The organism is Oerskovia sp. Root22 (genome assembly GCF_001429135.1).
Lineage (GTDB): Bacteria > Actinomycetota > Actinomycetes > Actinomycetales > Cellulomonadaceae > Oerskovia > Oerskovia enterophila.
Genome location: NZ_LMIL01000011.1, coordinates 434,033 through 458,241 on the forward strand (window position 1 = coordinate 434,033; position 24,209 = coordinate 458,241).

The following is a 24,209-nucleotide window of genomic DNA, read 5'->3' on the forward strand; positions in this document are numbered from 1 at the left end:
ACAACTCGGTTCACCCGCACGAGGGGGCGGGCGGTGCGCGGTCAGCGCGGGGGAGAGGTGGTGCCGCGCACGACGAGCCGTCCGCCCGGGACCGCGGGCAGCGGCTCGACGCGCGGGGTCGAGCCCCCCGGTGAGGTGCCGGGGCCGGGGGTTGTGCTGGGGGCAGAGGCAGAGGCAGAGGCAGAGGCAGAAGCAGAGGCAGGGGCAGGGGCGGTGCCGGGGGCGGGGGCGAGAGCCGCGTCCCGACCGAGACCCCGGAGCACCCGGCGCCCGGCCTCCTGGCCGAGCGCCCGGTCGGGGCGCGCGACCGCCGTCACGGGCGGGGTCGACAGCCGCAGCACCGGTGCGTCGCGGCCCGCGACGACCGACAGGTCCCAGGGGACGACGAGCCCCGCCCGGCGCGCGACGTCGAGGACGACCAGGGCGCCCTGGTCGTCCGAGGTGACGACCGCCGTCGGGCGCTCGGGGGACGCGAGCAGCCGGCGTGCGGTCGACGCGACGTCCTCGAGCGTCGTGCACGACTCGACGACCGCGACCCCGCCCCGGCGCGCGACCTCGGCGCTCAGGGCCTCCGCGGCACCGCGCCCCGACCGGAGGTCGGGCGCGGACGCCAGCACCGCGACGCGGCGGTGCCCGAGGTCGGAGAGGTAGCGACCGACTTTGGTGTCGGCCGACGGGTCGAGGGCGACGGTCTGCGTGGATGTGGATGTGGGGGTGGGCGGACGCGGGGCCGCCGGCGGCGGCGGGTTGCTCGGCACGCCGCCCGATGCGTCGCCCGATGCGTCGCCCGGCAGGGCGACGTGGTCGACCAGCACCGCCGCGGCCCCCAGGCGTTCGAGCGCCGCGAGCCGGGGGTCCTCGCGGCGGATCCCTGTGAGGACCACGGCGTCGTACCGCTGCTCGGCCCACCAGTCCGCGATGGCGAGCGCCGCCGCGGCCGGGGAGCCCAGGAGGTGCACGGCCAGCGAGAGCCTCCCGTCGAGGACGTCCCGGAGCCCGTCCGAGAGCTCCAGGTCCGTGGCCGTCGCCGCGGCGCCGACCGCGTCCCGCACCAAGACGAGCGCGACCGACCCGGCCGCGCCGCGCAGGGTCCTGGCCGCCACGCTCGGCCGCCACCCGAGCTCCTCGGCGACCTGGAGGACCCGCCGCCGGGTACGGTCCGAGACCCCCGGTCGTCCGTTGAGGGCGTACGAGACGACCGCGATCGACACCCCCGCCGCACGGGCGACGTCGGTGATGGTCGTGCGCCTACCAGTAGCAATCGGGCGTTCCGGACGTAAGAATGTGGCCACGGTCACACAGCATGCCCCCAGCCGGGGCGTGCTGCACGATCGGGCCGGCTCGACGGCGAGCCGTCAGGGGGGAACAGGTACACGACGGGGTGAGCGCCATGGTCGATGTCACGACCCACCGACGAAACCTCACGATCGGTGTCCTCTCGCCGGTCGTGGGCGGCTTCTACTTCGGGAAGGTCCTCGCAGGGATCGCACGCGGCCTGCGCGCGGGCGGGCATCGCGTGGTCGCGGTCCAGACGTACCCGGCCGACCTCGACCGGGACGAGTTCCCCGACCAGCCGCCGCACCGGCCGATCGCCGGGCTCGACGCGATGGACGGGGTCATCGTGGTCACGTCGGCCGTCGAGCACGACGTGCTGCGCGCCCTCGACCGGTCGGGCAAGCCCCTGGTCGTCATCAGCGAGACCGTCGACGACCTGCGGGCTCCCGTGGTCACGCCCGACAACGCGGGCGGGGTGCGCGCCGCCGTCGAGCACCTCCTCCAGCACGGGCACCAACGGATCGGGTTCCTCGGGAACCCGCGCCAGCACGACCTGGCGGAGCGGCACGCCGCGTACGAGGCAGCGCTGCGCGCCCACGGGATCGAACCCCGCCCCGAGTGGGTCTACCGGACGCGCGACAACCAGGAGGCCGCCGGCGCGGCGGCCGCCCGGGTCGCCCTCGACGAGGGGCTCGACACGACCGCGACCATCGCGGGCACCGACCGCAACGCGGTCGGCTTCCTGCGCGCACTGACCGACTCGGGGCTCGTGCTGCCGCGCGACCAGGCGCTCATCGGGTTCGACCACTCCGACGGCGGCGCGCGGGCACGCCCTCGGCTCTCGTCGGTCGACCCGCACCACGACCGCGTCGGAGAGCTCGCCGCCGAGCTCCTGCTCGCGCGCCTGCACGGCGAGCGGGTCGGGCCGGGTGAGCACCTCGCGGACGCGACCCTCGTCTGCCGCGAGTCCTGCGGCTGCGTCGACGGCACGCGGACCGACCTGCTCGTCGACGGGGTGCCGCGCAGCGCGGGCACCGCCGACGACGGTTCCGCGGCAGCGCGCCTCGCCGCCGTGGCGCGTGCCGTGCTCGACGACGCCGTGGTCCTGCGTGCGAAGCCGCGTCCAGGGAGCGCGGGGGCGTCCGGAGCGGGGGAGAGCGCCGTCGGAGGGTGGGTACGGGCCGTCGTCGGGATGATGACCGACGCCGCTGCGGACGCGACCGTGCCCACGTCGCACTCGTACCGTGCGCTCGCCGACCGGACCGCGGTCCTGCGTCCCGTCCCCGAGGCGCTCGAGCAGCTCGTGCCCGTGGTGCGCGCGCTCGAGGCGGAGCTCCTGGGGGGCATCAAGCGCCGGGGGACGACGGGACCGCTGGGTGGCGCGGCCCGCGCACGACCGCAGGGTCGTGCCCGGGCGCTCGGTGACGTGACGACCGAGATCCTCGTCGCGCTCTCGAAGGGGTGCACGCACGGGCTCCTCGTCCGCTCGGGCCACCTCGAACGGGCCATGGTCGACCAGTACGAGCTCGACCTCGAGCTCATGCACGCCGACAGCGCGTCCCTGCGGCACCTCGAGTGGCTGCCCCGAGGGCAGGCCGGCCCGGCAGCGATCGCGCTGTGGGTCCCCCCGGGCGGGGGCCCCGCGGGCGGCGTGCTCGAGGTCGCGGGGGTCCGGGGCAGCACCGCCGGTCAACGGCTCGTCGGCCACCGGTACCCCGCGGCGGAGTTCCCGCCCAGGGCTCTGCTGAGCGCCAACGCACTCTCGTTCGTCATCCCCGTCGCGTTCGACGCGAGCGACTGGGGGTACCTCGTGATCGGCGGCCCCGTCGACACCCGGGCGACGAGCGCGCGCGAGAAGTACAACCACTGGGCGGCCATGCTCGCGGTCGCGCTCGACCAGGAGCACCACCTGGCCGCGCTGCGCGCCCAGCGGACCGAGCTCGAAGAGGCCGCCCGCCGGGAGCGACGCCTGGCCGAGGAGATCAGCGCGAGCGAGGAGCGCTACGCCCTCGCCTCGGTCGCGGCGTACGACGCGACGTGGGACTGGGACGTCGCGACCGGCACGGTCTACTTCTCGCCGTCCTGGCGGTCGATGCTCGGCCTGCCGGCCGACGACGTGCGGGCCGCCGACCCCGACGAGTGGATCGACCGCGTCCACCCCGAGGACCTGCAGGCCGTCCAGGTCGCGCTCGCGGCCCAGCTCGGCGGGGCCGGCGGGTCGCTCGACCTTGAGCACCGCCTACGAGCCGCCGACGGCCGCTACCTGCGCGTGGCCTGCCGTGCAGTGACCGTGAGCGACGGCGCTGGCTGCCCGACGCGCATGGTCGGGGTCATGACGGACCGGTCCGACGAGCGTCGGGAGGCCGCTCTCCGGGGGGTGTTCCTGCCCGATCGCTCGCGGCCCGTGTGACCCGGCTCCCCCAGCGCCTAGGGTGCGGCGACCACGAAGTACCCGTCCGCCAGGTCGCAGGCGTCAGGGACCAGGGTGGTGGGCCCTGGCATCCCTTCGCCGCCCCCGCCGCCCAGGGAGATCTCTTCGCCCGGGACGACGTCGTCCCTCGTCGCGGGGTCTCTCGGGTTGGTGGTCGTCAGGGTCGAACCGTCCCAGGCGACCGCACCCGCGGGAAAGACCGGAAGGTACCTCGTCGAATCAGCGTCGACGTACAGACAGCCGTCCTCTTCCACGAGCGTGCCCTCGAGCTGCGCCGCGTCTCCTCCCGGCTCTGACGGGAGCCAGTACGCGAACGGCACCGGTCCGGTCGGGGTGGGAAGTGGATCGAGACGGGGTATGCCCATGCCGGCGCACCCCGACGTGAGCCCGAGCGTGCCGACGAGTGCTGTGCTGAGCAAGATGCTCTGCCTCATCCGACCTGAACCGCCCTTCTGCCCCAGCACGACCTCCTCGTCGAGGCCGGGGCTCCATCGCTCTGGGTCGTGGGTGACATCTGCCCCGAAACCGTTGCCAGGACCCTACACGGGCCACTCACCGAGACCCGGCCGTGCGGCGAGCAGTGGCGTCGGTCCGTGCGCATGGCGGCGGACCGAGGCATGTCAGCACGAGGTATGTCAGCACGAGGCTCGGACGGGGAGCCCGAAGGGCACAGGTGGCGGGACGTTCACGGCCCGTGGGCCCCGTGGGCCCGGAACGCCCCGGACCAGGGTGGCCTGGGTGAACGTCGCGGTGTCCGGCAGGCCGGAGCCTCGCCATCCGGACGCCCCGAACCGTGCGTGCGCCGGATGAGAGACTAGGCGCCGTGACTGACTCGCGCGACGCCCTCGACACGGCCCACCTCGACCTGCCGGGGTGGCGGCACGTCTACTCGGGGAAGGTCCGCGACCTCTACGAGCCCGACCTCGCGCAGCTCGGCGGGGCGCACCCGCTCGGTGACGTCGTCCTGGTCGTCGCGAGCGACCGCGTGAGCGCGTTCGACCACGTCCTGTCGCCGGGCATCCCCGACAAGGGGGTCGTCCTGACCCAGCTCAGCCTGTGGTGGTTCGACAAGCTCGCCGACCTCGTCCCCAACCACGTGGTGAGCACCGAGGCCAGCGCCATGCCGGGCGACGGCCTGGTGCCGGACGTCGTCGCCGGTCGCGCCATGATCTGCCGCCGCCTCGAGATGTTCCCGGTCGAGTGCGTGGCCCGTGGCTACCTCACCGGATCCGGCCTGGTCGAGTACCGCGTGGACCGTACGGTGTGCGGAGTTCCTCTGCCCGAGGGGCTCGTCGACGGCTCGCGTCTTCCGGAGGCGATCTTCACGCCCGCGGCCAAAGCCGAGGTCGGCGAGCACGACGAGAACGTGTCGTTCGAGGTCGTCGCCCAGACCATCGGGCTCGAGGCCGCGACCCGGCTGCGCGACCTGACGCTCGCGGTCTACTCGCGCGCCGAGGAGATCGCGCGCGAGCGCGGCGTGATCCTCGCCGACACCAAGTTCGAGTTCGGCGTGGACCCGGTCACGGGCGCGACCGTCCTGGGCGACGAGGTGCTGACCCCCGACTCGTCGCGCTTCTGGCCTGCCGACCAGTGGCAGCCGGGGCAGTCGCAGCCGAGCTTCGACAAGCAGTACGTCCGCGACTGGCTCGCCTCCGACGCCTCGGGCTGGGACCGCGCGTCCGACGCCACGCCGCCGTCGCTGCCTGCCGACGTCGTCGAGCGCACGCGCGACCGCTACCTCGAGGCCTACGAACGGATCACGGGCGACTCCCTGTTCTGAGCGGCGGTGCTGGTCTGAACCGCGGTCCCGGGGCGCTCGCGGACGTAGCGGTGCCCCGTCGGTGACGTCCAGCGGACCGTGCCGTCGATCGCGAGCTCGGGGCGCCAGCCGTGCCGCGCCCGGACCACGTGGTGGTGCCGACACAACGAGATGAGCTCGTCGGGGCCCACGTCCGTGGTCTCCTGCGTCACGCCCGGTCCCGGCGGCGACGGGCGCCTGACGTGGTCGAGGTCGCAGCGGAACGCGGGCACGGCGCACCCCGGGAACGTGCACGTGCGGTCGCGCGAGAGGACGGCAGCGATCACCTGGACCCCAGGCCCAGGGCGGGCTTCGAGCAGCGATTCGAACATGTGTTCGATCGTAGCGTCCGGGTCCGACAACGACACGCGGAACCGTCGAGCAGTGCGGCCGGTGCGTCCCGTTGCTGCATGAGTCGTTGCGCGATATATATCGACCATGACTTCCGCTGCGAGTGGCCCGCCGGGCGCCAAGCCGTTCCGCATGACCGAGCAGGCCTACCTGATCCTGCTCTCGCTCACGCCCGAGCCGCTCCACGGCTATGCCGTCATCCAGGCGGTCGCCGAGCTGTCGGACGGCGCCACGGCGCTGGGGGCCGGCACCCTGTACGGCAACCTCGACCGGCTCTCGGGTGCGGGGCTCATCGAGCCCTCGGGCGAGGAGGTGGTCGACGGTCGTCTTCGCCGCTACTACCGGATCACCGACCACGGCCGTCGCGCGGCCGAGCAGGAGACGGCCCGGCTCCGCGAGCTCGCCGCCAGGGCGCAGAAGGCCCTCGACCGGCGGGGCACGGCAGCACGCCCGACGTCGGGCCGGCTCGCGGGAGGGCTGGCCTGATGCGCCGCCGCGACCTGACGCCCCACGAGCGCTTCGAACGGTCCGCGCGCTTCTGGGCGCGCGCCTACCCGCGCCGCTGGCGCGAGATCCACGGCGACGAGCTGCTCGCGGTCCAGCAGGACGTGGCCCAAGCGGCTGCGGAGGCGACCGGTGCGCCCGTGCCCGACCGGCTGAGCGTCGGCGAGGTCCGTGGCCTGCTGCGCGCGGGGTGGGGACTGCGGTGGCGTGAACGACCGCCGCTGTGGCGGTGGGTGCTGTACCGGTTCTTCGACGTGCGACTTCCTGCGAAGCACTGGTGGTGGGTCGCGGACGACATCCACGGGGCTGCTTTTGCGTTCAGGGCTCAGGCCGGGACGGTGGGGATGGTCACCGCGTTCGCGACACTCCCGACCATCGTCACCTTCCTGAGTGGTCAGGTGCCGTACATCCCGCTCTACCTGGCTACCTGGTACTGGTGGGCCTTCATGGCGCTGACGATCCTCGTGGGTGGTACGGCCTTCCGCAAGGACCGTGTCCGACGTGCTTGGCGCCGTCACGTCATGGAGGGCAACATGCCCCTGCCGCCGCGAGCATCGGTCCCGCTGCCCCCCGGCGTCGAGCGCCCGGCTCCCAGGTTTGCCCCGCGTGCCGCCGGAGGATCCGAGCCGACCTCCTGAGGCGAGCTCCGCCGTCGGGCCGGGAGATCCCTGCCGTCGAGCACGAGGTTGTGTTCGTTCTGACGCGCAGAACGACCGCAACCTCGTGCTCGGCACCACGCTCGACCATCGGCCGGCCTCGCCCCGCACCCCGCCCAGCCCGCACCCGCGCCCGCCGCCTGAGACGCGACCCTGCCCCGTGCGTGGCCCGGGTAAACTGGCCCCGGAATCCCCACCCACCGAGATCCGTGCGACCCGGTCGCCGCCCTCGCGGCGCGCCCCGAGCCTCGTGCGGACCTGTCCGAGCCGAGCGGCCGGACCAACTTCCCGAGGAGCTCCCGTGGGACGCGTAGTCGTCGAGGTCATGCCCAAGCCTGAGATCCTGGACCCGCAGGGCAAGGCCGTCGTCGGGGCGCTCCCGCGCCTGGGCTTCACCCAGTTCACCAGCGTGCGCCAGGGCAAGCGGTTCGAGCTCGAGGTCGAGGGTGACGTCACCCCCGAGGTGCTCGCCGCGGCCCGCGAGGCCGGCGAGAAGGTCCTGTCGAACCCGGTCATCGAGGACGTCGTCCTCGTCGCCGAGCTGACGGCCGAGCTGGGCGGGGAGAGCGCCTGATGAGCGCCCCCGCAGCGACCGGCCTGGCCACGGCCCGGATCGGTGTCATCACGTTCCCCGGCACGCTCGACGACCGGGACGCGGCCCGTGCCGTGCGCCTGGCCGGCGGCGAGCCCGTGTCCCTGTGGCACGCGGACGCGGACCTGCACGGGGTCGACGCGGTCGTGCTCCCGGGCGGCTTCTCGTACGGCGACTACCTGCGTGCCGGGGCGATCAGCCGCTTCGCGCCCGTCATGGACTCGCTCGTCGACGCGGCCAAGGGCGGCCTGCCCGTCCTGGGCATCTGCAACGGCTTCCAGATCCTCACCGAGGCGCACCTGCTGCCCGGCTCGATGATCAAGAACGACCACCTCGCGTTCATCTGCCGCGAGCAGACCATGGTCGTGGAGAACGCGGACACGGCCTGGACGCGCGACTACGCCACGGGCCAGCGCATCACGGTGCCGCTCAAGAACCAGGACGGCCAGTTCGTCGCCGACGAGCGCACGCTCGACGAGCTCGAGGCCGAGGGCCGCGTGGTCTTCCGCTACGAGGGCTGGAACCCGAACGGGTCGCGCCGCAACATCGCGGGCATCTCGAACGCGGCGGGCAACGTCGTGGGTCTCATGCCGCACCCCGAGCACGCGGTCGAGGCCGGGTTCGGCCCCGCGAACGAGTCCGGGCCCCGCGCGGGCACCGACGGGCTGGGCTTCTTCACCTCGGTGCTGAGCACGCTCGTCCAGGCCTGACCGCAGCACCAGCACTGCCCGACGGCGGGGCTCACCCAGGAGGTGAGTCCCGCCGTCGGCATATCACCCCGAGCGCTGCCGCGCGGTGAGAGCGCAACCCGCTACCCTTGGTCCCGTGCCCACCTTCTTGTCCGGTTCCTCCACGTTCGGCGCCTTCATGATCGACTGCCTCGCGTGGGTCGCCGGGGCGCTGGGCGCGGCTCCTGGACGGGTCGGGGCCATCGCCACGCGCGCCGAGGCAGTGATCACCGGGTGGGGCTGGACCGGCCCCGCCGGAGAGATGGCCGAGCGCATCGCGTACACCCCGCTACGGGTCGCCGTCGCCCTGTTCCTGGTCATGGCGGTCGCCGCGGTCGCGGCGCTCGTGTCGAGCGTCCTGACGCGCCGGGCCCGGTGACGCAGAGCCTCAGAGCCCTGCGACGAGGTTCACGACCGCACCGATGATCACGGTCCCGAACAAGTAGGACAGCAACGAGTGGCCCAGCGCGGTCCGCCGGATCTCTCCCGACGTGACGTTGGTGTCGGAGATCGCGAAGCTCATCCCGACCGTGAACGCCACGTACAGGAAGTCGAGGTAGCGCGGCGGCTCGACCTGGTTGAAGTCGATCCCGCCGTCCTCGCCCGTGTAGTACTGACGGGCGTAGGCCAGCCCGAACAGGGTGTGGACCGCGGCCCACGAGACCGCGATGCAGGCCACGGCGAACACCGCGCTCACGGCCTGGGCGCTCTTCTTCTCGGGTGAGGCCAGCAGGAGGAGCGCGACCCCCACGAGGCTCGCGAGCGAGGCCGCGAGGATGAACAGGTGGGTCACGCGCCGGGACGGCTCCTCGCGGGTCGCGTGGCTCGCGGTCAGCCGCGCGTCCATGGGGGTCACGACGACCCAGGTCCAGGTCGTGAAGACGAGCGCGGCGACGCTCCATCCGGCGAGGACCGCGAACCGGGGGTATCCCTGCGTGCCGAACCAGATCCCCGCGAGGACCCCCAGGGCGACACCGGCGCCGAGGCGCACGGCAGGACCTGCGCCCAGGGCGTCGCGGCGGGCGGGGGACGTCGGGAGGTCCGGGATCGAGGGGGTCACGCGGTCAGTCAACCACCGGCCCCACGGCCCGTCGCGCCGGATCGGCGTCTCGGTCGCTCCGGCTCCAGCGTGCGGATCTGCTGCACCGTGCGCTGTGCGCTCGCCGTGCCCGTCGCGCTACGCGCGCTCGGCGAGGTACCGGAGCTGGGCGCGGACGCTCTGCCGGGCGGCCGGGAGCACCCCGGGTGCGACGGCGCCGTAGACGACCGCCGTGACCTGCTCGACGAGCCGGTCGGTCACGGGGTCTCCCGCGAGCCTCGCCGCGGCGAGGGCGGCGCGCACCTCGGCGAGCCGCCCCAGCCGGTGCTCGCGGTACGCCCGCACGACGGCGGACAGGTCGTCCAGGTGCGGGCCGTGCGCGGGCAGGACGGTCGCGGCCCCGAACGCCTCGAGCGCGTCGAGGCTCGTGAGGTAGTCGCTCAGCGAGCCGTCCGGCGCGGAGATCACCGTGGTGCCGCGCCCGAGGATCGTGTCGCCCGTCAGCACCGAGCCGCGCGGTCCGTCGTCCGGCAGGCGGAAGCTCAGGGAGTCGGCGGTGTGGCCCGGGGTCGCGACGACCTCGATCCGCAGCCCGGCCGCACGGAGGACCTCGCCCCCGTGCAGCGGTTCGGCCGTTCCCCCGTGCGCTGACCCGCCGAGCGGCCCGCCCCCCGCGGGGTGGCAGTGGACGGGGTCGGCCGCCCGGACGGGCGCCCCGGTGAGCTCGGCGAAGCGCGCCGCCCCTGCGGTGTGGTCCGCGTGCCGGTGCGTGACGAGGACCAGCTCGACGCGCGGCCCGTCGGCCAGGGCCGAGAGGTGAGCGACGTCGTCGGGCCCCGGGTCGACGACCACGCGCGTGCGCGCGCCGGGCGCGGCCAGGACGTAGGACCTTGTCCCGTCGAGCGTCATGGGTCCGGGGTTCGGGGCGAGCAGCACCGAGGCGTGGTCCGTGACGCGCACGGGCACGCCCGACGGCGCCGCGTCGGTGGGCGGTCGGGTGCGCTCTGGCCGCGTCGGGTTCACGGGACGGTCGTCAGGCGAGCGCGTCCGCGAGCAGCTCGAGCGTCTGCGTGCGGCCGGGCGTCGCGTCGAGCGACTCGTCGGCGCGGGACGCCGCGACGGGCACGACCATGACCTCGTCGACGCCGTGCCGGGCGGCCAGCTCGCGCACGCGACGCGCGGCAGCCTGGGGCTCGTCGACGATCCAGCGGTCGAGCATCTCGTCGGCCATCTGGGACGTGAGCCCGTCGAGCGGCGTCGACGCCGCGTCCTCGACCGTCTCCTGGGCGCCCAGCGGCTTGCCCGAGCGCAGGCGGGCCATCATGCGGGCCTGGGGCAGCGCGCGCGCACGGGCCTCGGCGAGCGTCGGGGCGACCGACACGTTGACCGTCAGGAACGTCTCCGGCGCCGGGTGCTCGGGCGACGGGCGGTAGCCGTCGCGGTACAGCGCGAGGATCTCGTCCATGCCGGCGCCCGAGAAGTGGTTGGCGAACACGTACGGCAGGCCGAGCTCGGCGGCCAGGCGTGCCGAGTAGTCGCTCGACCCGAGCAGCCAGACGGTCGGCACGGACTCGGCGGCCGGGGTCGCGTGCACGTCGTAGACCTGGCCGCTCGTGAGGCGGACAGAGGCGCCCTCGGCGCTCATGAGCGAGCGGATGTCCTGGACGTGCTGGGGGAAGCGGTCGACGTCGGACGTGGGGCCGCTGCTGCGGAGCAGGGCCGTGACGACGGGGTCGCTGCCGGGCGCCCGGCCGATCCCCAGGTCGACGCGTCCCGGGGCCAGGGCCTCGAGGACCGCGAACTGCTCGGCCACGACGAGCGGCGCGTGGTTGGGGAGCATGACGCCGCCCGAGCCGACGCGGATCCGCTCGGTCACCGCGGCGGCCGCCGCGATCATGACGGGCGGGGCGGACGCGGCGACCGCGGGCATGTTGTGGTGCTCGGCGAACCAGTAGCGCGTGAAGCCGAGGCGGTCGGCGAGGCGCACGAGGTCCAGGGACGCGGCGATGGCCTGGGAGCTGGACTGTCCCGAACGGACGGGGACGAGGTCGAGGACGGAGAGGCGCGGCGAGATAGTCATCGCCAGGTCCAACCCCGGGAGGCGGTCAGGGTATTCCTGCCCGCTGCTACCGGGTGCGGAGTACTCGTCGCCGTCCGGCCGGTCTCACGACGAGTACTCCGCACGCAGCGGTGCGGCGGGCGGCTCAGCGCGCGGCGAGCGCCTGCTCGACGTCCTCGATCAGGTCGAGCGGGTCCTCGAGGCCGATCGACAGGCGCACGGTCGTCTCCGCGATCCCGACGGCGGCACGGCCCTCCGCGCCCAGCTTGCGGTGCGTCGTGGTCGCGGGGTGCGTGATGAGGGACTTGGCGTCGCCCAGGTTGTTGGAGATGTCCACGATCTGCAGGGCGTCGAGGAACTGGAACGTGCGCTTCTTGAGGAGCTCGGCGTCCGTGCCCGGGTCGTCGGCGCCGGGCACGTCGAGGTTGAACGTCACGACCGTCCCGCCGCCGCTCTGCTGGGCCTTGGCGAGCTCGACCTGGGGGTGCGAGGCGAGGAACGGGTAGCGCACGGCCGTGATGCCGGGCAGCTCCTCGAGCGCGGTCGCGACCTGGAGCGCTGCGGCGTTCTGGGCCTTGACGCGCACCGACAGGGTCTCGAGGCCCTTGACCAGGACCCACGCGTTGAACGCGCTGAGCGAGGGCCCGGTGTTGCGGATGAAGGTCTGGACCGGGCCCTTGACGTACTCCTCGGAGCCCAGGATCGCGCCGCCGAGCACGCGCCCCTGCCCGTCGATGTGCTTGGTCGCCGAGTACACGACGACGTCCGCACCGAGCTCGAGCGGCTTCTGCAGCACGGGGGTCGCGAACACGTTGTCGAGCACGACGACGGCCCCCGCCGCGTGCGCGAGGTCGCTCACGCGGCGCACGTCGATCACGTCCTGCATGGGGTTGGACGGGGTCTCGAAGAAGACGACGTCCGCAGGGGTCGACAGCGCTTCCTCCCACTGCGACAGCACGTGACCGTCGACGTAGTCGGTGCGCACGCCCCACTTGGCGAAGATCTCGTCGAAGATCACGAGCGACGAGCCGAACAGGGCGCGGGCCGCGACGATGCGCGACCCGGAACCGACCAGGGCCGCGAGCGACGTGAAGACCGCGGACATGCCCGACGCCGTGGCGTAGCAGGCCTCGGCGCCCTCGATGAGTCGCAACCGCTCCTCGAACGTGTGCACGGTCGGGTTGCCGTAGCGCGAGTAGATGAAGCGGTCGACCTCGCCCGCGAAGGCGGCCTCTGCCTCGGCGGCGCTCCCGTAGACGTAGCCCTGCGTGAGGAAGAGCGCCTCGCTCGTCTCCTCGAAGTTCGAGCGGGCGTGGCCGCCGCGCACCGCGAGGGTGTCGGGCCGCACCGAGCGGGGCAGCGGGCCGCGGCCCGAGCCGCCCGGGACCCCGGCGGGAATGCGCAGGACGCCGTCCCCGGTCGCGGCGCTCACGACTGCTTCCAGGGGAGGCCCGCTGCGCGCCAGCCGTCGGAACCACGGTGACCGGCGCCGTCGAGCGCTCCCTCGAAGCCCTCGAGGACGTTGTACGCGGGGCCCAGGCCGGCGGCGGTCGCGGCCTTGGCCGCGCCGATCGAACGGGCTCCCGAGCGGCACAGGAACACGACGGGGGTCTCGGGTGTCACGCCGGCCGCGGCGAGGTCCGTGACGAACGACGGGTTGGGCCGGCCCTCGACCGTGACCCACTGGGTCAGGACCGGCTCGCGGCCCGTCGAGGACAGGTCGGGGACGCCGACGAAGCGCCACTCGGCGTCGGTGCGGACGTCGACGAGGACGGCGCCCGGGGCGCTCTGGAGCAGGCCCCATGCCTGCTGGGGAGTGATGTCGCCGGCGTAGCCGTCGGCGGGCCGGGCGTCGGGGACCGGTGCAGCGGTCGCGCGGTCGGGGGCACTCATGGTGATCCTCCATCGGTCGTGGCGGTAGCACCCTCGCCCGTCACCGGGGGGTTGCTGCGGCGTCATCGTGCCAAGTCACTCAGCCGCTCTGGATGGTTGCGTCGGATCGTACGTCACCGTGCCCACGGAGTGAAACGGGTGTCTCGCAGGGTGGGCAGGGGATAGGTTGCTGCGCATGGAGCACCCTGCGCGCCGCCACGAGGTAGAGGATTCCCGTCGAGACAGCGGGCTCGGGGCCTCTACCTCGACGCAAGCCCTCTACCTCACGGCAGGCGGTCGTGACCAGAGCCCGCCCGAGGAGGTCCTGACCGGGGGCAACTCCTCGACCGTCGTGCGGAGCGGCGACACGGTCCGCCGGACCGCCGGGCCCTGGACGCCGACCGTCCACGCGCTCCTGCGCCACCTGCGCGCGCACGGCATCACCGAGGTGCCCGAGCCGCTGGGGACCGACGAGCAGGGGCGCGAGGTCCTGTCCTATCTCCCGGGCGACGTCGCGAACTATCCCCTTCCCCTGTGGGTCTGGGACGAGTCGGTGCTCCGTGACGCGGGCGCGCTGCTGCGGCGCGTGCACGACGCGAGCATCGGGTTCCTCGCCGCCACGGCCGACAGCGGGCTCCCCGGGGGCTCCGTCGTCGACGGCGCTGCCGCCGTCCCCGCACCCGCCGCCGCCCCGACCTGGCAGCTCCCGGCGCGCGAGCCGGTCGAGGTCGTGTGCCACAACGACTTCGCCCCGTACAACCTGGTCTTTCGCGACGGGGTCGTCGTCGGGCTCATCGACTTCGATACCGCGAGCCCCGGCCCCCGGATCTGGGACCTGGCTTACCTCGGCTACCGGCTCGTGCCCCTCGTGGCGGACGCCGGGGACGGGGAGGGAGCCGACGTCGTCGGGCGCCTGGATCCTCTCGCGCGCCTCGACGCGCTAGTCGCGGCCTACGGGCTGCCCTTCTCGCGTCGCGAGGTCCTGACCGTCGTGGTCGCGCGGCTCGACGAGCTCGCGGCCTTCACCGACGAGCGGGCGTCAGCGACCGGGCGGGACGACTTCCGGGAGCACGCGGCCATGTACCGGGCCGACGCGCGACACATTCAGGCGCTCGCGGACGCGTCGCCTCGCTGAGCGGGCTCGACCGCCTGACAGGCACCCTCTGCCCACCATCCGAGACGCCGTGCCCACCGGTTGACACGCTCTGCGGGCCTCGCCCATCCTTGACACCAGGTCATGAGTGCCAGCGCAAAACCCCGGTTTGCTGGCCGGCAACCCTCCTCCGCGGCGGGGTGCCCCGGGTGACGACCAGGTCCCTCTCTACAAGGAGGGGGGCAAGCGCGGAGGGGCCGCAGGGCGAACTCCGACGACCACCGGAGGACGTGCCATGAGCGCACACGCAGTCATCGAAGCCCCTACCTCGTGTGCCGTGCTGCCCGTCGTGGGCAGCGACACCCTGGTCCCCCTCGTCGACGGGCGCAGCGTCCCGTACGCCAACCTCGACGTCGCGGCGTCGGCCCCGGCGCTGCAGGTCGTGGCCGACCGCGTCAACGAGGTCCTGCCGCTCTACGCGAGCGTGCACCGCGGCGCGGGCTACCTGTCTCAGGTGTCGACCGCGCTCTACGAGGCCGCGCGCCAGACCATCGGCGCGTTCGTCGGCGCCCGCGAGGACGACGTCACGATCGTCACGCGCAACACCACGGACTCGCTCAACCTGCTCGCGGGCTGCGTCCCGGCCCAGGCCGACGGTTCGCCGGGCCGTGTGCTCGTGCTGGACGTCGAGCACCACGCGAACCTCCTGCCGTGGCAGCGCACGGGCGGGGCCACGGTCCTGGTCGGCGGTGCGACGGTCGCCGAGACCCTGTCCGGGCTGCGCGCAGAGCTGTCGCGCTTCCCGTACGCGCTCGTCGCGATCACGGGGGCCTCGAACGTCACGGGCGAGTCGCTGCCGCTCGCCGAGGTCGTCGCCGCGGCGCACGACGCCGGAGCGCGGGTCCTGCTCGACGGCGCCCAGCTCGTCCCGCACCGGGGCGTCTCGCTCGCCGCGAGCGACGTGGACTACGTCGCGTTCTCGGGCCACAAGACCTACGCGCCGTTCGGTGCGGGCGCGCTCGTGGGGCGCCGTGACTGGCTCGACGCCGGCACGCCCTACCTCGCCGGGGGCGGCGCGGTGCGCAACGTGACGCTCGACGGCACCACGTGGCAGAGCGCCCCGGCGCGGCACGAGGCCGGGTCGCCCAACGTGATCGGCGCGGTCGCGCTCGCCTCGGCGTGCGACGCGCTCGCGGCGCTCGAGCCGGGCGTGCTGGTCGCGCACGAGACCGAGCTGCGTGCCCGTCTCGTCGACGGGCTCGAGGAGATCGACGGCGTGCGCGTCGTCCGCGCCTGGGCCGACGCCGTGGACCCTGTGGGCGTCGTGACCTTCTCGGTCGACGGCCACGACGCGGGCCTCGTCGCGTCCTACCTTTCGGCCGAGCACGGCATCGGCGTGCGTGACGGCCGGTTCTGCGCGCACCCGCTCCTGGCCCGCCTGGGCTTCCCGGCCGGTGCCATCCGGGCGTCGATCGGCGTGGGCACCACGGGCGAGGAGATCGAGCGCCTGATCGCGGCGCTGCGCGCCTACGTCGGCGAGGGGGTCAAGGCCCGGTACGAGGTCGTCGACGGCTGCTGGGTCGTGAGCGACGACCCTCGTCCGCTGCTCCAGGTCGCAGGGCTCTCCGGGCTGTTCGCGACCGCCGCGGTCGGCAACATCACGGCCGCCGTGGGGTGCGGTCCGGCCCCGGCCTGACGAGCCCTCTGACCTGCGGAGACACTCCTCGGAGCGCAACGTTCACCCGTGCGTCACCTCGTCGCCCACGAACGACCGCTCTGTGGTCTTGGCGGCGACGCCCGCGTGTGTTCTGATATGCGCTGTGCAGCACGATGTCGTCCTGGAAGGCCACGGGTTCCGCCTCGAACCCCTGGCTGTCGCGCACGCCGGTGCGCTGGCTCAGATCGTCGATCCGACGATGTGGGCGGGTATGAGTACGACCCTCCCTGCGGGGGAGGTCGGGATGGTGAACTTCATCGAGGACACTCGGGCTACCCGGGCGCTGACGGCCTTCGCCGTCGTCGACGCGGGCTCGGGTCTCGTGGTGGGGAGCACCGCTTTCCGTGACCTGTCGCTCGACGACAGGCGCGTGGAGATCGGGCGGACCTTCTACGCCCGTTCCACGTGGGGGAGCCTCGTGAACCCGGTCTCGAAATGGTTGCTGCTCCGACATGCGTTCGAGTCGTGGGACGTGCACCGCGTGGGCTTCCGGGTGGACGCGCGCAACGCGCGCTCGCTCGCCGCGATGCGTCGCCTCGGCGCGTACGAGGAGGGCGTCATGCGAGGTCATCGCACGGCCCCCGATGGCACGCGTGCCGACTCGGTGTGCTTCTCGATCCTCGCGCACGAGTGGGCGGGCGTCGAGCTCGGCCTGCTCGCGCGGATCACGAGCCCGCGGATCGTCCCGGTGCTCGGCCCCGTCGAGATGTCCACCGCCGGCGAGCCCGTGACCACGCCGCTCCTGTCGGTCGTCCCGCCGGTCGCGGACCACGTCGCCGAGGCGGCCGGTCAGGCCGTCGGCTCGGTCACGGCCCTGCCGCCCGCCGTCGCCCTCTGAGAACTTCCCCCGTCCACAGCGACGCCCCGGGACCCGTACGGGTCCCGGGGCGTCCTTCGTCTGCGGTCAGTCCTTCGTGAAGGCGTCCTTGACGTCGTCACCGGCCTGCTTGACGTTGGCCTTCGCCTGGTCGGCGTGGCCCTCGGCCTCGAGCTTCTCGTTGCCGGTCGCCTTGCCGGCGCCTTCCTTGACCTTGCCCTTGGCCTCTTCGGCACCGTGCTTGATCTTGTCTCCCAGTCCCATGGGGTTCCTCCCTCGGTGGTGGTTGGTTCGCATCGACCGTAGGCAGGCCCCCGGGCGACTCGCATCTCGGGGGACGGGCGGTTCACAAGATCCTCACGTCCTGTCCGGCAGGATGACCGCATGGAGAACGTCACGGTCCTGGAAGGGTTCGGGCTGCGCCTCGAGCCGCTCGGCGAGCAGCACGCGCCCGAGCTGGGGGCGTTCGTCGACGATGCCCTGTGGGCAGGGATGTCGTCGCCCACGCCGCGCGGGACGCCCGCCATGTCCGCCTACGTGCGCGACGCGGTGGCGGCGCCGGGGCGCCTGGCGTGGGCCGTCGTCGGGCCGCGTGTCCCCGGCGAGGGGCCCGACGACGCCACGTCCGTCCGCGGCAGCACCTCGCTCTACGAGTGGTCGCCCTCGCAGGGCCGCGTCGAGCTCGGCTCGACCTTCTACGACCGTCCCTGGTGGGGCGGCGTGACCAACCCGGCGTGCAAGTACCTGCTGCTGCGGCACGCGTTCGAGGTGCTCGACGTCGAACGCGTCGCTCTGCGGGCCGACGCGCGCAACTCCCGCTCGATCGCGGCGATCCAGCGCCTCGGGGCCGTACCCGAGGGGGTGCTGCGCAGCCACCGTGTCGCGCCCGACGGGTCGCGCGGCGACACGGCCTACTTCTCGGTCCTCGCCGACGAGTGGCCGGCCGTCCGGGACGGCCTGCTCGACCGGCTCGCGCGCCTGGAGGGCCTCGATCGGGTCGTCTGACGGCGCCACCGGGGCGTCCCTGTGGCCTCGGGCGACGAACCTGCCTAGGTTGGAAGGATGCCTCCGCGAGCCTGCGGTGGGCGCACCGACCGCTGGAGGGCTGTTGACGACCGAGGACGCACGACCGGCAGGACCCGCGGTCGACCCGGACGACAGAGCCTTCTTCGGGCACCCGCGAGGTCTGTCGACCCTGTTCGGCCTCGAGGTCTGGGAGCGGTTCTCGTTCCTCGGGATGCAGGCCATCCTCGTGCTGTTCTTCACCGCGACCGTCGCGGACGACGGGCTCGGGATGGAGGCCGGGCAGGCCGCCTCGATCGCGGCCGGCTACGGGACCATGGTCTACCTGGTCTCGGTCGGGGGCGGGTGGATCGCGGACCGGGTCCTGGGCTCGTACCGCGCGGTCCTGTGGGGCGGGATCCTCATCGCGTGCGGGCACTACACCATGGCGATCCCCGCCGAGCTCTCGACGTGGCTCGGCCTGGTCCTCATCAGCCTGGGCACGGGACTTCTCAAGCCCAACGTGTCGACCCTCGTGGGCAAGCTCTACTCGACCACGGACGAGCGCCGGGACGCGGGGTTCGCGCTCTACTACATGGGCATCAACGTCGGGGCGTTCTTCGGTCCTCTCGTCACGGGCTGGCTCGGCGCCGACGTCGGCTGGCACTGGGGGTTCTCGGCCGCCGCGATCGGCATGACCGCGGGAGTGATCCAGTACGTCGTGGGACGCAGGCACATCCCGGGTCACGGGCGCGGCCCCGAGGCGCCCCTGCCGCCGGCCGTGATGCGCCGGACCCTGTGGATCCTGGGAGGGGTCGCGGCCGGGGTGGTGATCCTCGCCGTCGGGCTCGCGCTCGTGGGGCGCCTCAGCATCGCGGGCGTCGTCGACGCGCTGACCGTGGTCGCCATGGCTGCCCCGATCGTCTACTTCACCGTCATGTTCCGCAGCCCCCGCGTGACGGGCGAGGAACGCGGGCGGCTCCGGCCGTTCCTCGTGCTGTGGTTCGCGTCGGTCGCGTTCAACTTCGTGCTGTTCCAGGCGTACAGCGTCCTGATCCTGCTGGCCGACCAGCACGTCGAGCGCACGATCTTCGGGTGGCAGGCCCCCGCGGCCTGGTTCAGCTCGTTCCTGGGCGGCGTCGAGGTGCTCGTCGCGCCCGTGGTCGCGGCGCTGTGGACCTGGCTCGGGCCCCGGCAGCCGCACGCGTCCAAGAAGATCGCGATCGGCGCGCTGCTCGGCGGCCTGTCCTACCTGGTCCTCGTGCCCGCCGTGACGGGGCAGAGCGGCGACTGGAAGATCGCCGTGTGGTGGCTCCTGGCCTCGCTCCTGCTGCTGGGGCTCGGTGACGTGCTGCTCCAGACGACGGGCCTGTCCGCGACGACCAAGCTCGCCCCCGCGGCGTTCTCGAGCCAGTCGATGGCCGTGTGGTTCCTGTCGATCGCGCTCGCGAACGGCATCCAGGCGCAGACCGTCCGTTTCTACGGCGAGATCCCCGACGGCCTCTACTTCACGCTCAACGGCGCGGTCGCGGTGCTCGTCGCGGTCGTCGTCCTGGTCCTCTCGCCCTGGATGAGACGAACCATGCACCCTGTCCACTGACCGGTGCGCGCCACCGGCAGCACCCGAACGACTGCACCACCTGCACCACCCGCACCACCCAGCACCGGAGGAATGACCATGCGGTACGTGACCGAGCTCCCGTTCGAGACCACGGTCGAGGACCACTGGATACCCCTCGCCGACGGGACGCGCCTCGCCGCGCGCGTCTGGCGACCGGTCGACCCCACGCCCGTCCCCGCGATCCTGGAGTACCTGCCCTACCGGCTGTCCGACTGGACCGCCCCGCGCGACGCGCAGCGCCACCCGTACTACGCGGGCCACGGGTACGCGTCGGTGCGCGTCGACATCCGCGGCAGCGGGAACTCGGACGGCCACCAGGACGACGAGTACTCCCCGACCGAGCTCGCCGACGGCGTCGCGGTCGTCGAGTGGCTCGCCGCGCAGGAGTGGTGCAGCGGCAAGGTCGGGATGTTCGGCATCTCGTGGGGTGGGTTCAACGCCCTGCAGGTCGCGGCCCTCGCGCCCGAGGCGCTCGCGGCGATCGTCACGGTGTGCTCGACCGACGACCGGTACGACAACGACGTGCACTACACGGGCGGATCGGTCCTCGCGGTCGACATGCACGCGTGGGCCGCGACCATGCTCGCGTTCGGCTCCCGGCCCCCGGACCCGGCCGTCGTGGGCGACCGGTGGAAGGAGCAGTGGCTCGACCGCCTCGAGCACACCGAGCCGTTCGTCCACACCTGGCTCGACCACCAGACGCGCGACGACTACTGGCGCCACGGCAGCGTCATCGAGGACTACTCGGCGATCAAGGCCGCGGTGCTCGCGGTCGGCGGGTGGAACGACCCCTACCGCGACACGGTCCTGCGGCTCGTGGCCGCGGGTGACGCGACAGCCGACGGCGACCGCGCCCTGGGGGGCCCGGTCCGCGGCATCGTCGGTCCCTGGTCGCACCAGTACCCCGACCGCGGCCTGCCACCGGGCCCCTCGATCGGCTTCCTCCAGGAGACCCTGCGCTGGTGGGACCAGTTCCTCAAGGACGAGGACACGGGCGCCCTCGACGAGCCGGCGCTGCGCGCATGGGTCACCGAGTCAGTGCCTCCCGCCACGGTCTACGACGAGCTGCCCGGGCGCTGGGTCGGGGAGGAGCGGTGGCCGTCCCCGCACGTCCGGCCGACGGTCCTCCCGTTCGCGGGAGCGCCTGGCGGCACCGACGACGTCGACGACGCAGCGGTCGCCACCGTGCTGCGCACGACCGCCCCGCTCGTCACGCACCTTCCCGCCCGCCCGGGCCCTGCGAGCGGTGGGCCGGCCGCCCCGGCGGACGTGCCGCCGTCGTGCCTCGTGGCCTCTCCCCAGCACACCGGGATCGACGCGGGGCGCTTCTTCCCGTTCGGGAACGACGCGGACCTGCCGCCCGATCAGCGCGAGGAGGACGGGCGGTCCGTGTGCTTCGACTCGCCGCCGCTCACCCAGCGGCTCGAGATCCTGGGCCGTGCACGGGTCCGCCTGCGCCTGTCGTGCGCGGGCGACAAGGGGCAGGTCGTGGCACGGCTGTGCGACGTGGGCCCCGACGGCTCCTCGACGCTCGTGACCCGTGGCGTGCTCAACCTGTCGGCCCGCGAGGGGCGCGACCGCGTCGTCCCCTGGGAGCCCGGCGCGACGCACGACGTGACGTTCGAGCTCAGCGGCGTGGGGTACGCGCTCGCTCCCGGGCACCGGCTCCGGCTCGCGCTCTCCTCGGCGTACTGGCCGTGGGTGTGGCCGCAGCCGGGCGGAGCTGCGCTCGCGGTCGCGCCCGCGGGCAGCTCGCTCGAGCTCCCGCTGCACGACGGCGCAGCTCCCGGCGGGCACCCGGTCGTCACCTTCGAGGAGCCCGAGCAGGCGCCCCCGCTCGGCGTCGTCTACCCGGAGGACGCGGACCAGCGGCCCGAGCGGCGCGTCGTGCGTGACGTCGCGGCCGACGAGTGGCTCCTGGAGGTGGACCCGAGGTACGGCGGGACGCGCATCTACCCCGACGGCCTCGAGTTCACCGAGGACGCGCTCGAGCGCTACTGGATCGGGCGCGACCCGCTGAGCGCACGCACGCGCTCCGACTGGAGCGTGCGGCTGCGTCGGCCCGGTGCCACGCCGTCCGACCTCGCGTGGGACGCGAGCGTCGTGACGCGCTCGGAGATCTCGTGCGACGCCGAGTTCTTCCACACCGACGACGTGGTCGTGGCGCGCGACGGCGAGGACGTGGTGTTCGAACGTCGGTGGCGGCGCAGCATCCGGCGGACCGCGGGGTGAACGCTCCTGCCGAGAAGTGAGCAGATGCCCCTGATCTGACCCGATCAGGGGCATCTGCTCACTTCTCGGCGAGCGGCGGGAGCAGCGCTCAGCGCGGCGTGACCGTCCCGCTGAGGTGCCGCCTGCCGCTCTTCCCGTTCCAGCCCACGTACGTGAACCCGCCCGGGTGAGCGCCGTCGTCGGGCACGCGCGTGATGGCGACCTGGACCGTGCCCGGGACCAGGACGGGCGCGGCGAACTCGACCGTCCAGTCGTAGGCGTCACCGCGTGCCGCGCCGACCTCGGCCAGCGCGCGTGCAGCCGTGTACATGCCGTGCGCGATGGTCCGCGGGAACCCGAACGCCTTGGCGCCCAGGACCGAGGTGTGGATGGGGTTGCGGTCGCCCGAGATCGCGCCGTACGCGCGCCCGATCCCGCTGCCGAGCTCCCAGCGTGCCGTCGGGACCGGCGGCACGAACTCCTCGCGCGACGCCTCCTCGGTCCGCTGAGGGGGCGCCTCCTCCTCCGACGGCAGGCCGAACCCCTTGGCCAGGTACGTCGAGACGCCGCGGTACGCGAGCTCGCCGCCCGTGCTGACCTCGGTCACGAGGTCCACCTGGACCCCGCGCCGGTGCGCGCGCAGGTCCTCGGCCGTCGCGCGGACCTCGAGCACGTCGCCGACGCGCACGGGCCGGTGCACCGAGACCGCGTTCGACACGTGCACGAGCCCCAGCAGCGGCAGCGGGAAGTCGCCGCGCACCATGAGCGCGGTCGCGAGCGGGAACGCGAGCACGTGCAGGTACCCCGCGGGCAGGGTGTCGCTCACGCGCTCGCCGAGGAGGCGCTGGTAGTCGGTCAGGTGCTCGGTCACGCCCGCGGTCGGGACGTCGGCGACGCGGTAGACGACGTCGGGCAGGACGACGTCGCGCGGCCCGGGCAGGACGCGCCCCACGGGGGAGCGCGTCACGGCGATCCGGCCCGACGACGCCACGCCCTTCGCGTACAGACCGCCGAGCGCCGGCAGAGAGGGCAGCGTGACGAGACGCGGGTTGCGGCGCTCCGGGGCCTCCTGAGCGGCGGCCGTCACGCGCCCACCAGGCTCTGGCCGCACACGCGCAGCACCTGGCCGTTGACGCCGCCCGCAGCGGGGGACGCGAGGAAGGCGATGGCCTCCGCGACGTCGACGGGCAGGCCACCCTGCTGGAGCGACGACACGCGCCGCGCCATCTCGCGCTGGACGAGCGGGATCGAGGCCGTCATGTCGGTCTCGATGAATCCGGGCGCGACCGCGTTGGCCGAGCCGCCGAGGGGTGCCAGGAGGCGGGCCGTCGCGCGCGTGTGCCCGATGACCCCGGCCTTGGAGGCGCCGTAGTTCGTCTGCCCGCGGTTGCCCGCGATGCCGCTCGTCGAGGCGAGCGAGACGATGTGCGGGGCCTCGGAGAAGCCGTTCGCGCCCAGCAGGTACTCGTTGATCCGCAGCTGCGAGAGCAGGTTGACCGCGATCACGGCGTCCCACTTGTCGGGGGACATGTTGGCGAGGAGCTTGTCGCGCAGGATCCCGGCGTTGTGGACCAGGACGTGCAGGCCGCCGTGGCGGGTCCGTGCGTGCTCGAGGATGCGGGCGCCCGCGTCCTCGGCCGTGACGTCGAGCTGGAGGGCCGTGCCCTTGATCTCGTTGGCGACCTTGGCGAGCGACTCGCCGGCCGCGGGGACGTCGACCACGACGACCGTCGCGCCGTCGCGGGCCAGGGTCCGGGCGATCGCGGCCCCGATCCCGCGGGCCGCGCCCGTCACGACCGCGACCCGGCCCGCGAGGGGTCGGTCCCAGTCGGGCCTCGCCTCGGTCGGGGCCGGACCCACGTGCAGCAGCTGGCCGTCGACGAACGCCGACCTCGCCGAGAGGAAGAAGCGCAGCGTGGCCAGGGCCGACGTGCTGTCGGGGGCGGCGTCCTCGGTGAGCTGGATGCCGTTCGCCGTGGCGCCTGCGCGCAGCTCCTTGGCGAGCGAGCGCAGGAACCCGTCGACGCCCTGGCGGGTCGCCGCGAGCAGGGGCGTGTCGTCGTCGGACGGTGCGCGCGAGACGGTCACGACGCGGCCTCCGGGCGCGAGCTGACGCAGGTTCGCGCCCAGCTCGAGGACGGGGGCCGAGAAGTCGGCGGGGCTCGTCGCGCCCGTCAGGACGACGACGATCGCGCCCCAGCGGGTCTCGGCGCCGTTCGCGTTCTGCCGCACGTCGAGGTCCCAGCCGAGCAGGGCCTGGGCGACCGCGGTCGTGTCGGCGGCCGAGCCGGGCTCGCCGATCACGAGCACGGGGCCCGGGACGAGCGGGTCGCCCGCGCGGTAGCGGCGCAGGACCGCGGGCCGGGGCAGGCCGAGCTTCGTGGCGAGCGTCTTGGTGAAGCCGGAGTTCACCGCGGACAGGTACTTGTCGGTCATGGCGGGG

24 protein-coding genes and 2 riboswitches are annotated in these 24,209 nt (G+C 73.7%); of the genes, 13 read left to right on the forward strand and 11 right to left on the reverse strand.

Translation table 11 applies throughout. The features are described from left to right. Nucleotides 1-41: 41 nt before the first annotated feature. Nucleotides 42-1,292, reverse strand: coding sequence for a LacI family DNA-binding transcriptional regulator (locus tag ASE15_RS17300; RefSeq protein ID WP_157277267.1), 1,251 nt, complete (start codon nucleotides 1,290-1,292; stop codon nucleotides 42-44). Nucleotides 1,293-1,390: 98 nt separating this feature from the next. Here ASE15_RS17300 and ASE15_RS17305 point away from each other — a divergent pair, with 98 nt between their 5' ends. After that, nucleotides 1,391-3,685, forward strand: a complete 2,295-nt coding sequence (locus ASE15_RS17305) for a substrate-binding domain-containing protein (RefSeq protein WP_056764630.1) — start codon at nucleotides 1,391-1,393, stop codon at nucleotides 3,683-3,685. 17 nt (nucleotides 3,686-3,702) lie between these two features. Here ASE15_RS17305 and ASE15_RS17310 read toward each other — a convergent pair whose 3' ends face one another. Next, nucleotides 3,703-4,125, reverse strand: a complete 423-nt coding sequence (locus ASE15_RS17310; RefSeq protein WP_235534506.1) for a hypothetical protein — start codon at nucleotides 4,123-4,125, stop codon at nucleotides 3,703-3,705. A 404-nt stretch (nucleotides 4,126-4,529) separates the two neighbouring features. Between ASE15_RS17310 and ASE15_RS17315 the strand changes: the two genes are divergently transcribed. Then, nucleotides 4,530-5,486 carry a phosphoribosylaminoimidazolesuccinocarboxamide synthase gene (locus tag ASE15_RS17315; protein WP_056652554.1) on the forward strand — a complete coding sequence of 319 codons (957 nt, stop codon included), beginning with the start codon at nucleotides 4,530-4,532 and terminating at the stop codon, nucleotides 5,484-5,486. Here the strand turns inward: ASE15_RS17315 and ASE15_RS17320 are convergent. Further along, a complete protein-coding gene (locus ASE15_RS17320; RefSeq protein WP_056764634.1) occupies nucleotides 5,453-5,836 on the reverse strand; it encodes an HNH endonuclease signature motif containing protein in 384 nt (127 codons plus the stop codon). The genes ASE15_RS17315 and ASE15_RS17320 overlap by 34 nt on opposite strands. Before the next feature lie 106 nt (nucleotides 5,837-5,942). On the opposite strand from ASE15_RS17320, the gene ASE15_RS17325 reads away from it, so the two are divergent. The 5 genes from ASE15_RS17325 to ASE15_RS17345 all read left to right on the forward strand — a co-directional run bounded on the left by ASE15_RS17325 (nucleotide 5,943) and on the right by ASE15_RS17345 (nucleotide 8,714). Further along, nucleotides 5,943-6,341, forward strand: coding sequence for a PadR family transcriptional regulator (locus ASE15_RS17325; RefSeq protein WP_235534507.1), 399 nt, complete (start codon nucleotides 5,943-5,945; stop codon nucleotides 6,339-6,341). Continuing rightward, nucleotides 6,341-6,997, forward strand: a complete 657-nt coding sequence (locus ASE15_RS17330) for a hypothetical protein (RefSeq protein ID WP_056764637.1) — start codon at nucleotides 6,341-6,343, stop codon at nucleotides 6,995-6,997. The genes ASE15_RS17325 and ASE15_RS17330 overlap by 1 nt, the downstream gene beginning before the upstream one ends. Before the next feature lie 319 nt (nucleotides 6,998-7,316). Then, nucleotides 7,317-7,589 (forward strand): phosphoribosylformylglycinamidine synthase subunit PurS, encoded by a 273-nt coding sequence (gene purS / locus ASE15_RS17335; RefSeq protein WP_056652540.1) that lies wholly within the window; start codon nucleotides 7,317-7,319, stop codon nucleotides 7,587-7,589. Further along, complete coding sequence (gene purQ / locus ASE15_RS17340) at nucleotides 7,589-8,317, forward strand: phosphoribosylformylglycinamidine synthase subunit PurQ (RefSeq protein WP_056764639.1); 729 nt, start codon at nucleotides 7,589-7,591, stop codon at nucleotides 8,315-8,317. The genes purS and purQ overlap by 1 nt, the downstream gene beginning before the upstream one ends. A 115-nt stretch (nucleotides 8,318-8,432) precedes the next feature. Further along, nucleotides 8,433-8,714 carry a hypothetical protein gene (locus ASE15_RS17345; RefSeq protein ID WP_056764641.1) on the forward strand — a complete coding sequence of 94 codons (282 nt, stop codon included), beginning with the start codon at nucleotides 8,433-8,435 and terminating at the stop codon, nucleotides 8,712-8,714. Nucleotides 8,715-8,723: 9 nt separating this feature from the next. On the opposite strand, the gene ASE15_RS17350 is transcribed toward ASE15_RS17345, so the two are convergent. The 5 genes from ASE15_RS17350 to ASE15_RS17370 all read right to left on the reverse strand — a co-directional run bounded on the left by ASE15_RS17350 (nucleotide 8,724) and on the right by ASE15_RS17370 (nucleotide 13,326). After that, the gene (locus ASE15_RS17350) at nucleotides 8,724-9,395 is read right to left on the reverse strand and encodes a DUF1345 domain-containing protein (RefSeq protein ID WP_082618552.1); all 672 of its coding nucleotides are present in this window, start codon (nucleotides 9,393-9,395) and stop codon (nucleotides 8,724-8,726) included. 117 nt (nucleotides 9,396-9,512) lie between these two features. Continuing rightward, the gene (locus tag ASE15_RS17355; protein WP_056764798.1) at nucleotides 9,513-10,340 is read right to left on the reverse strand and encodes an MBL fold metallo-hydrolase; all 828 of its coding nucleotides are present in this window, start codon (nucleotides 10,338-10,340) and stop codon (nucleotides 9,513-9,515) included. Between the two features lie 67 nt (nucleotides 10,341-10,407). After that, complete coding sequence (locus tag ASE15_RS17360) at nucleotides 10,408-11,454, reverse strand: LLM class flavin-dependent oxidoreductase (protein WP_056764643.1); 1,047 nt, start codon at nucleotides 11,452-11,454, stop codon at nucleotides 10,408-10,410. A gap of 124 nt (nucleotides 11,455-11,578) precedes the next feature. Continuing rightward, on the reverse strand, nucleotides 11,579-12,838 hold the full coding sequence (locus tag ASE15_RS17365; RefSeq protein ID WP_056764800.1) for an O-succinylhomoserine sulfhydrylase: 1,260 nt from the start codon (nucleotides 12,836-12,838) through the stop codon (nucleotides 11,579-11,581). Between the two features lie 23 nt (nucleotides 12,839-12,861). After that, nucleotides 12,862-13,326: a rhodanese-like domain-containing protein gene (locus ASE15_RS17370; RefSeq protein ID WP_056764645.1), complete on the reverse strand. Its 465-nt coding sequence runs from the start codon at nucleotides 13,324-13,326 to the stop codon at nucleotides 12,862-12,864. A gap of 6 nt (nucleotides 13,327-13,332) precedes the next feature. Then, nucleotides 13,333-13,425, reverse strand: a riboswitch (SAM riboswitch). A gap of 76 nt (nucleotides 13,426-13,501) precedes the next feature. Here ASE15_RS17370 and ASE15_RS17375 point away from each other — a divergent pair. From ASE15_RS17375 to ASE15_RS17385, 3 genes are all read left to right on the forward strand, one after another. Next, entirely contained in the window at nucleotides 13,502-14,440 is a 939-nt protein-coding gene (locus ASE15_RS17375; protein WP_082618553.1) for a phosphotransferase enzyme family protein, read from the forward strand. A 98-nt stretch (nucleotides 14,441-14,538) separates the two neighbouring features. After that, nucleotides 14,539-14,653, forward strand: a riboswitch (SAM riboswitch). 40 nt (nucleotides 14,654-14,693) lie between these two features. Next, a complete protein-coding gene (locus ASE15_RS17380; protein WP_056764647.1) occupies nucleotides 14,694-16,094 on the forward strand; it encodes an aminotransferase class V-fold PLP-dependent enzyme in 1,401 nt (466 codons plus the stop codon). Between the two features lie 124 nt (nucleotides 16,095-16,218). After that, on the forward strand, nucleotides 16,219-16,953 hold the full coding sequence (locus tag ASE15_RS17385; protein ID WP_082618554.1) for a GNAT family N-acetyltransferase: 735 nt from the start codon (nucleotides 16,219-16,221) through the stop codon (nucleotides 16,951-16,953). Between the two features lie 66 nt (nucleotides 16,954-17,019). Here the strand turns inward: ASE15_RS17385 and ASE15_RS17390 are convergent, their stop codons facing one another. Further along, nucleotides 17,020-17,196, reverse strand: coding sequence for a CsbD family protein (locus ASE15_RS17390; RefSeq protein ID WP_056652525.1), 177 nt, complete (start codon nucleotides 17,194-17,196; stop codon nucleotides 17,020-17,022). A 120-nt stretch (nucleotides 17,197-17,316) separates the two neighbouring features. Here ASE15_RS17390 and ASE15_RS17395 point away from each other — a divergent pair, with 120 nt between their 5' ends. The 3 genes from ASE15_RS17395 (at nucleotide 17,317) to ASE15_RS17405 (ending at nucleotide 21,787) form a co-directional block, all read left to right on the forward strand. Then, on the forward strand, nucleotides 17,317-17,937 hold the full coding sequence (locus tag ASE15_RS17395; RefSeq protein WP_056652523.1) for a GNAT family N-acetyltransferase: 621 nt from the start codon (nucleotides 17,317-17,319) through the stop codon (nucleotides 17,935-17,937). A 103-nt stretch (nucleotides 17,938-18,040) separates the two neighbouring features. After that, complete coding sequence (locus tag ASE15_RS17400; protein ID WP_235534508.1) at nucleotides 18,041-19,534, forward strand: peptide MFS transporter; 1,494 nt, start codon at nucleotides 18,041-18,043, stop codon at nucleotides 19,532-19,534. Nucleotides 19,535-19,612: 78 nt separating this feature from the next. Further along, nucleotides 19,613-21,787, forward strand: a complete 2,175-nt coding sequence (locus tag ASE15_RS17405; RefSeq protein WP_056764649.1) for a CocE/NonD family hydrolase — start codon at nucleotides 19,613-19,615, stop codon at nucleotides 21,785-21,787. Nucleotides 21,788-21,875: 88 nt separating this feature from the next. On the opposite strand, the gene ASE15_RS17410 is transcribed toward ASE15_RS17405, so the two are convergent. Further along, entirely contained in the window at nucleotides 21,876-22,853 is a 978-nt protein-coding gene (locus ASE15_RS17410) for a MaoC/PaaZ C-terminal domain-containing protein (protein WP_056764651.1), read from the reverse strand. Next, nucleotides 22,850-24,202 carry a 3-oxoacyl-ACP reductase gene (locus tag ASE15_RS17415; protein ID WP_056652511.1) on the reverse strand — a complete coding sequence of 451 codons (1,353 nt, stop codon included), beginning with the start codon at nucleotides 24,200-24,202 and terminating at the stop codon, nucleotides 22,850-22,852. The genes ASE15_RS17410 and ASE15_RS17415 overlap by 4 nt, the downstream gene beginning before the upstream one ends. Between the last annotated feature and the right edge of the window lie 7 nt (nucleotides 24,203-24,209).

Excerpts from the sequence above, each read along its gene's own strand:
- ASE15_RS17370 (WP_056764645.1), bottom strand. The coding sequence starts at position 13,326 with ATGAGTGCCCCCGACCGCGCGACCGCTGCACCGGTCCCCGACGCCCGG.
- ASE15_RS17395 (WP_056652523.1), top strand. The coding sequence starts at position 17,317 with ATGGAGAACGTCACGGTCCTGGAAGGGTTCGGGCTGCGCCTCGAGCCG.
- ASE15_RS17320 (WP_056764634.1), bottom strand. The coding sequence starts at position 5,836 with ATGTTCGAATCGCTGCTCGAAGCCCGCCCTGGGCCTGGGGTCCAGGTG.
- ASE15_RS17415 (WP_056652511.1), bottom strand. The coding sequence starts at position 24,202 with ATGACCGACAAGTACCTGTCCGCGGTGAACTCCGGCTTCACCAAGACG.
- ASE15_RS17325 (WP_235534507.1), top strand. The coding sequence starts at position 5,943 with ATGACTTCCGCTGCGAGTGGCCCGCCGGGCGCCAAGCCGTTCCGCATG.
- ASE15_RS17375 (WP_082618553.1), top strand. The coding sequence starts at position 13,502 with ATGGAGCACCCTGCGCGCCGCCACGAGGTAGAGGATTCCCGTCGAGAC.
- ASE15_RS17360 (WP_056764643.1), bottom strand. The coding sequence starts at position 11,454 with ATGACTATCTCGCCGCGCCTCTCCGTCCTCGACCTCGTCCCCGTCCGT.
- ASE15_RS17380 (WP_056764647.1), top strand. The coding sequence starts at position 14,694 with ATGAGCGCACACGCAGTCATCGAAGCCCCTACCTCGTGTGCCGTGCTG.
- purQ (WP_056764639.1), top strand. The coding sequence starts at position 7,589 with ATGAGCGCCCCCGCAGCGACCGGCCTGGCCACGGCCCGGATCGGTGTC.
- ASE15_RS17405 (WP_056764649.1), top strand. The coding sequence starts at position 19,613 with ATGCGGTACGTGACCGAGCTCCCGTTCGAGACCACGGTCGAGGACCAC.
- ASE15_RS17390 (WP_056652525.1), bottom strand. The coding sequence starts at position 17,196 with ATGGGACTGGGAGACAAGATCAAGCACGGTGCCGAAGAGGCCAAGGGC.
- ASE15_RS17305 (WP_056764630.1), top strand. The coding sequence starts at position 1,391 with ATGGTCGATGTCACGACCCACCGACGAAACCTCACGATCGGTGTCCTC.
- ASE15_RS17330 (WP_056764637.1), top strand. The coding sequence starts at position 6,341 with ATGCGCCGCCGCGACCTGACGCCCCACGAGCGCTTCGAACGGTCCGCG.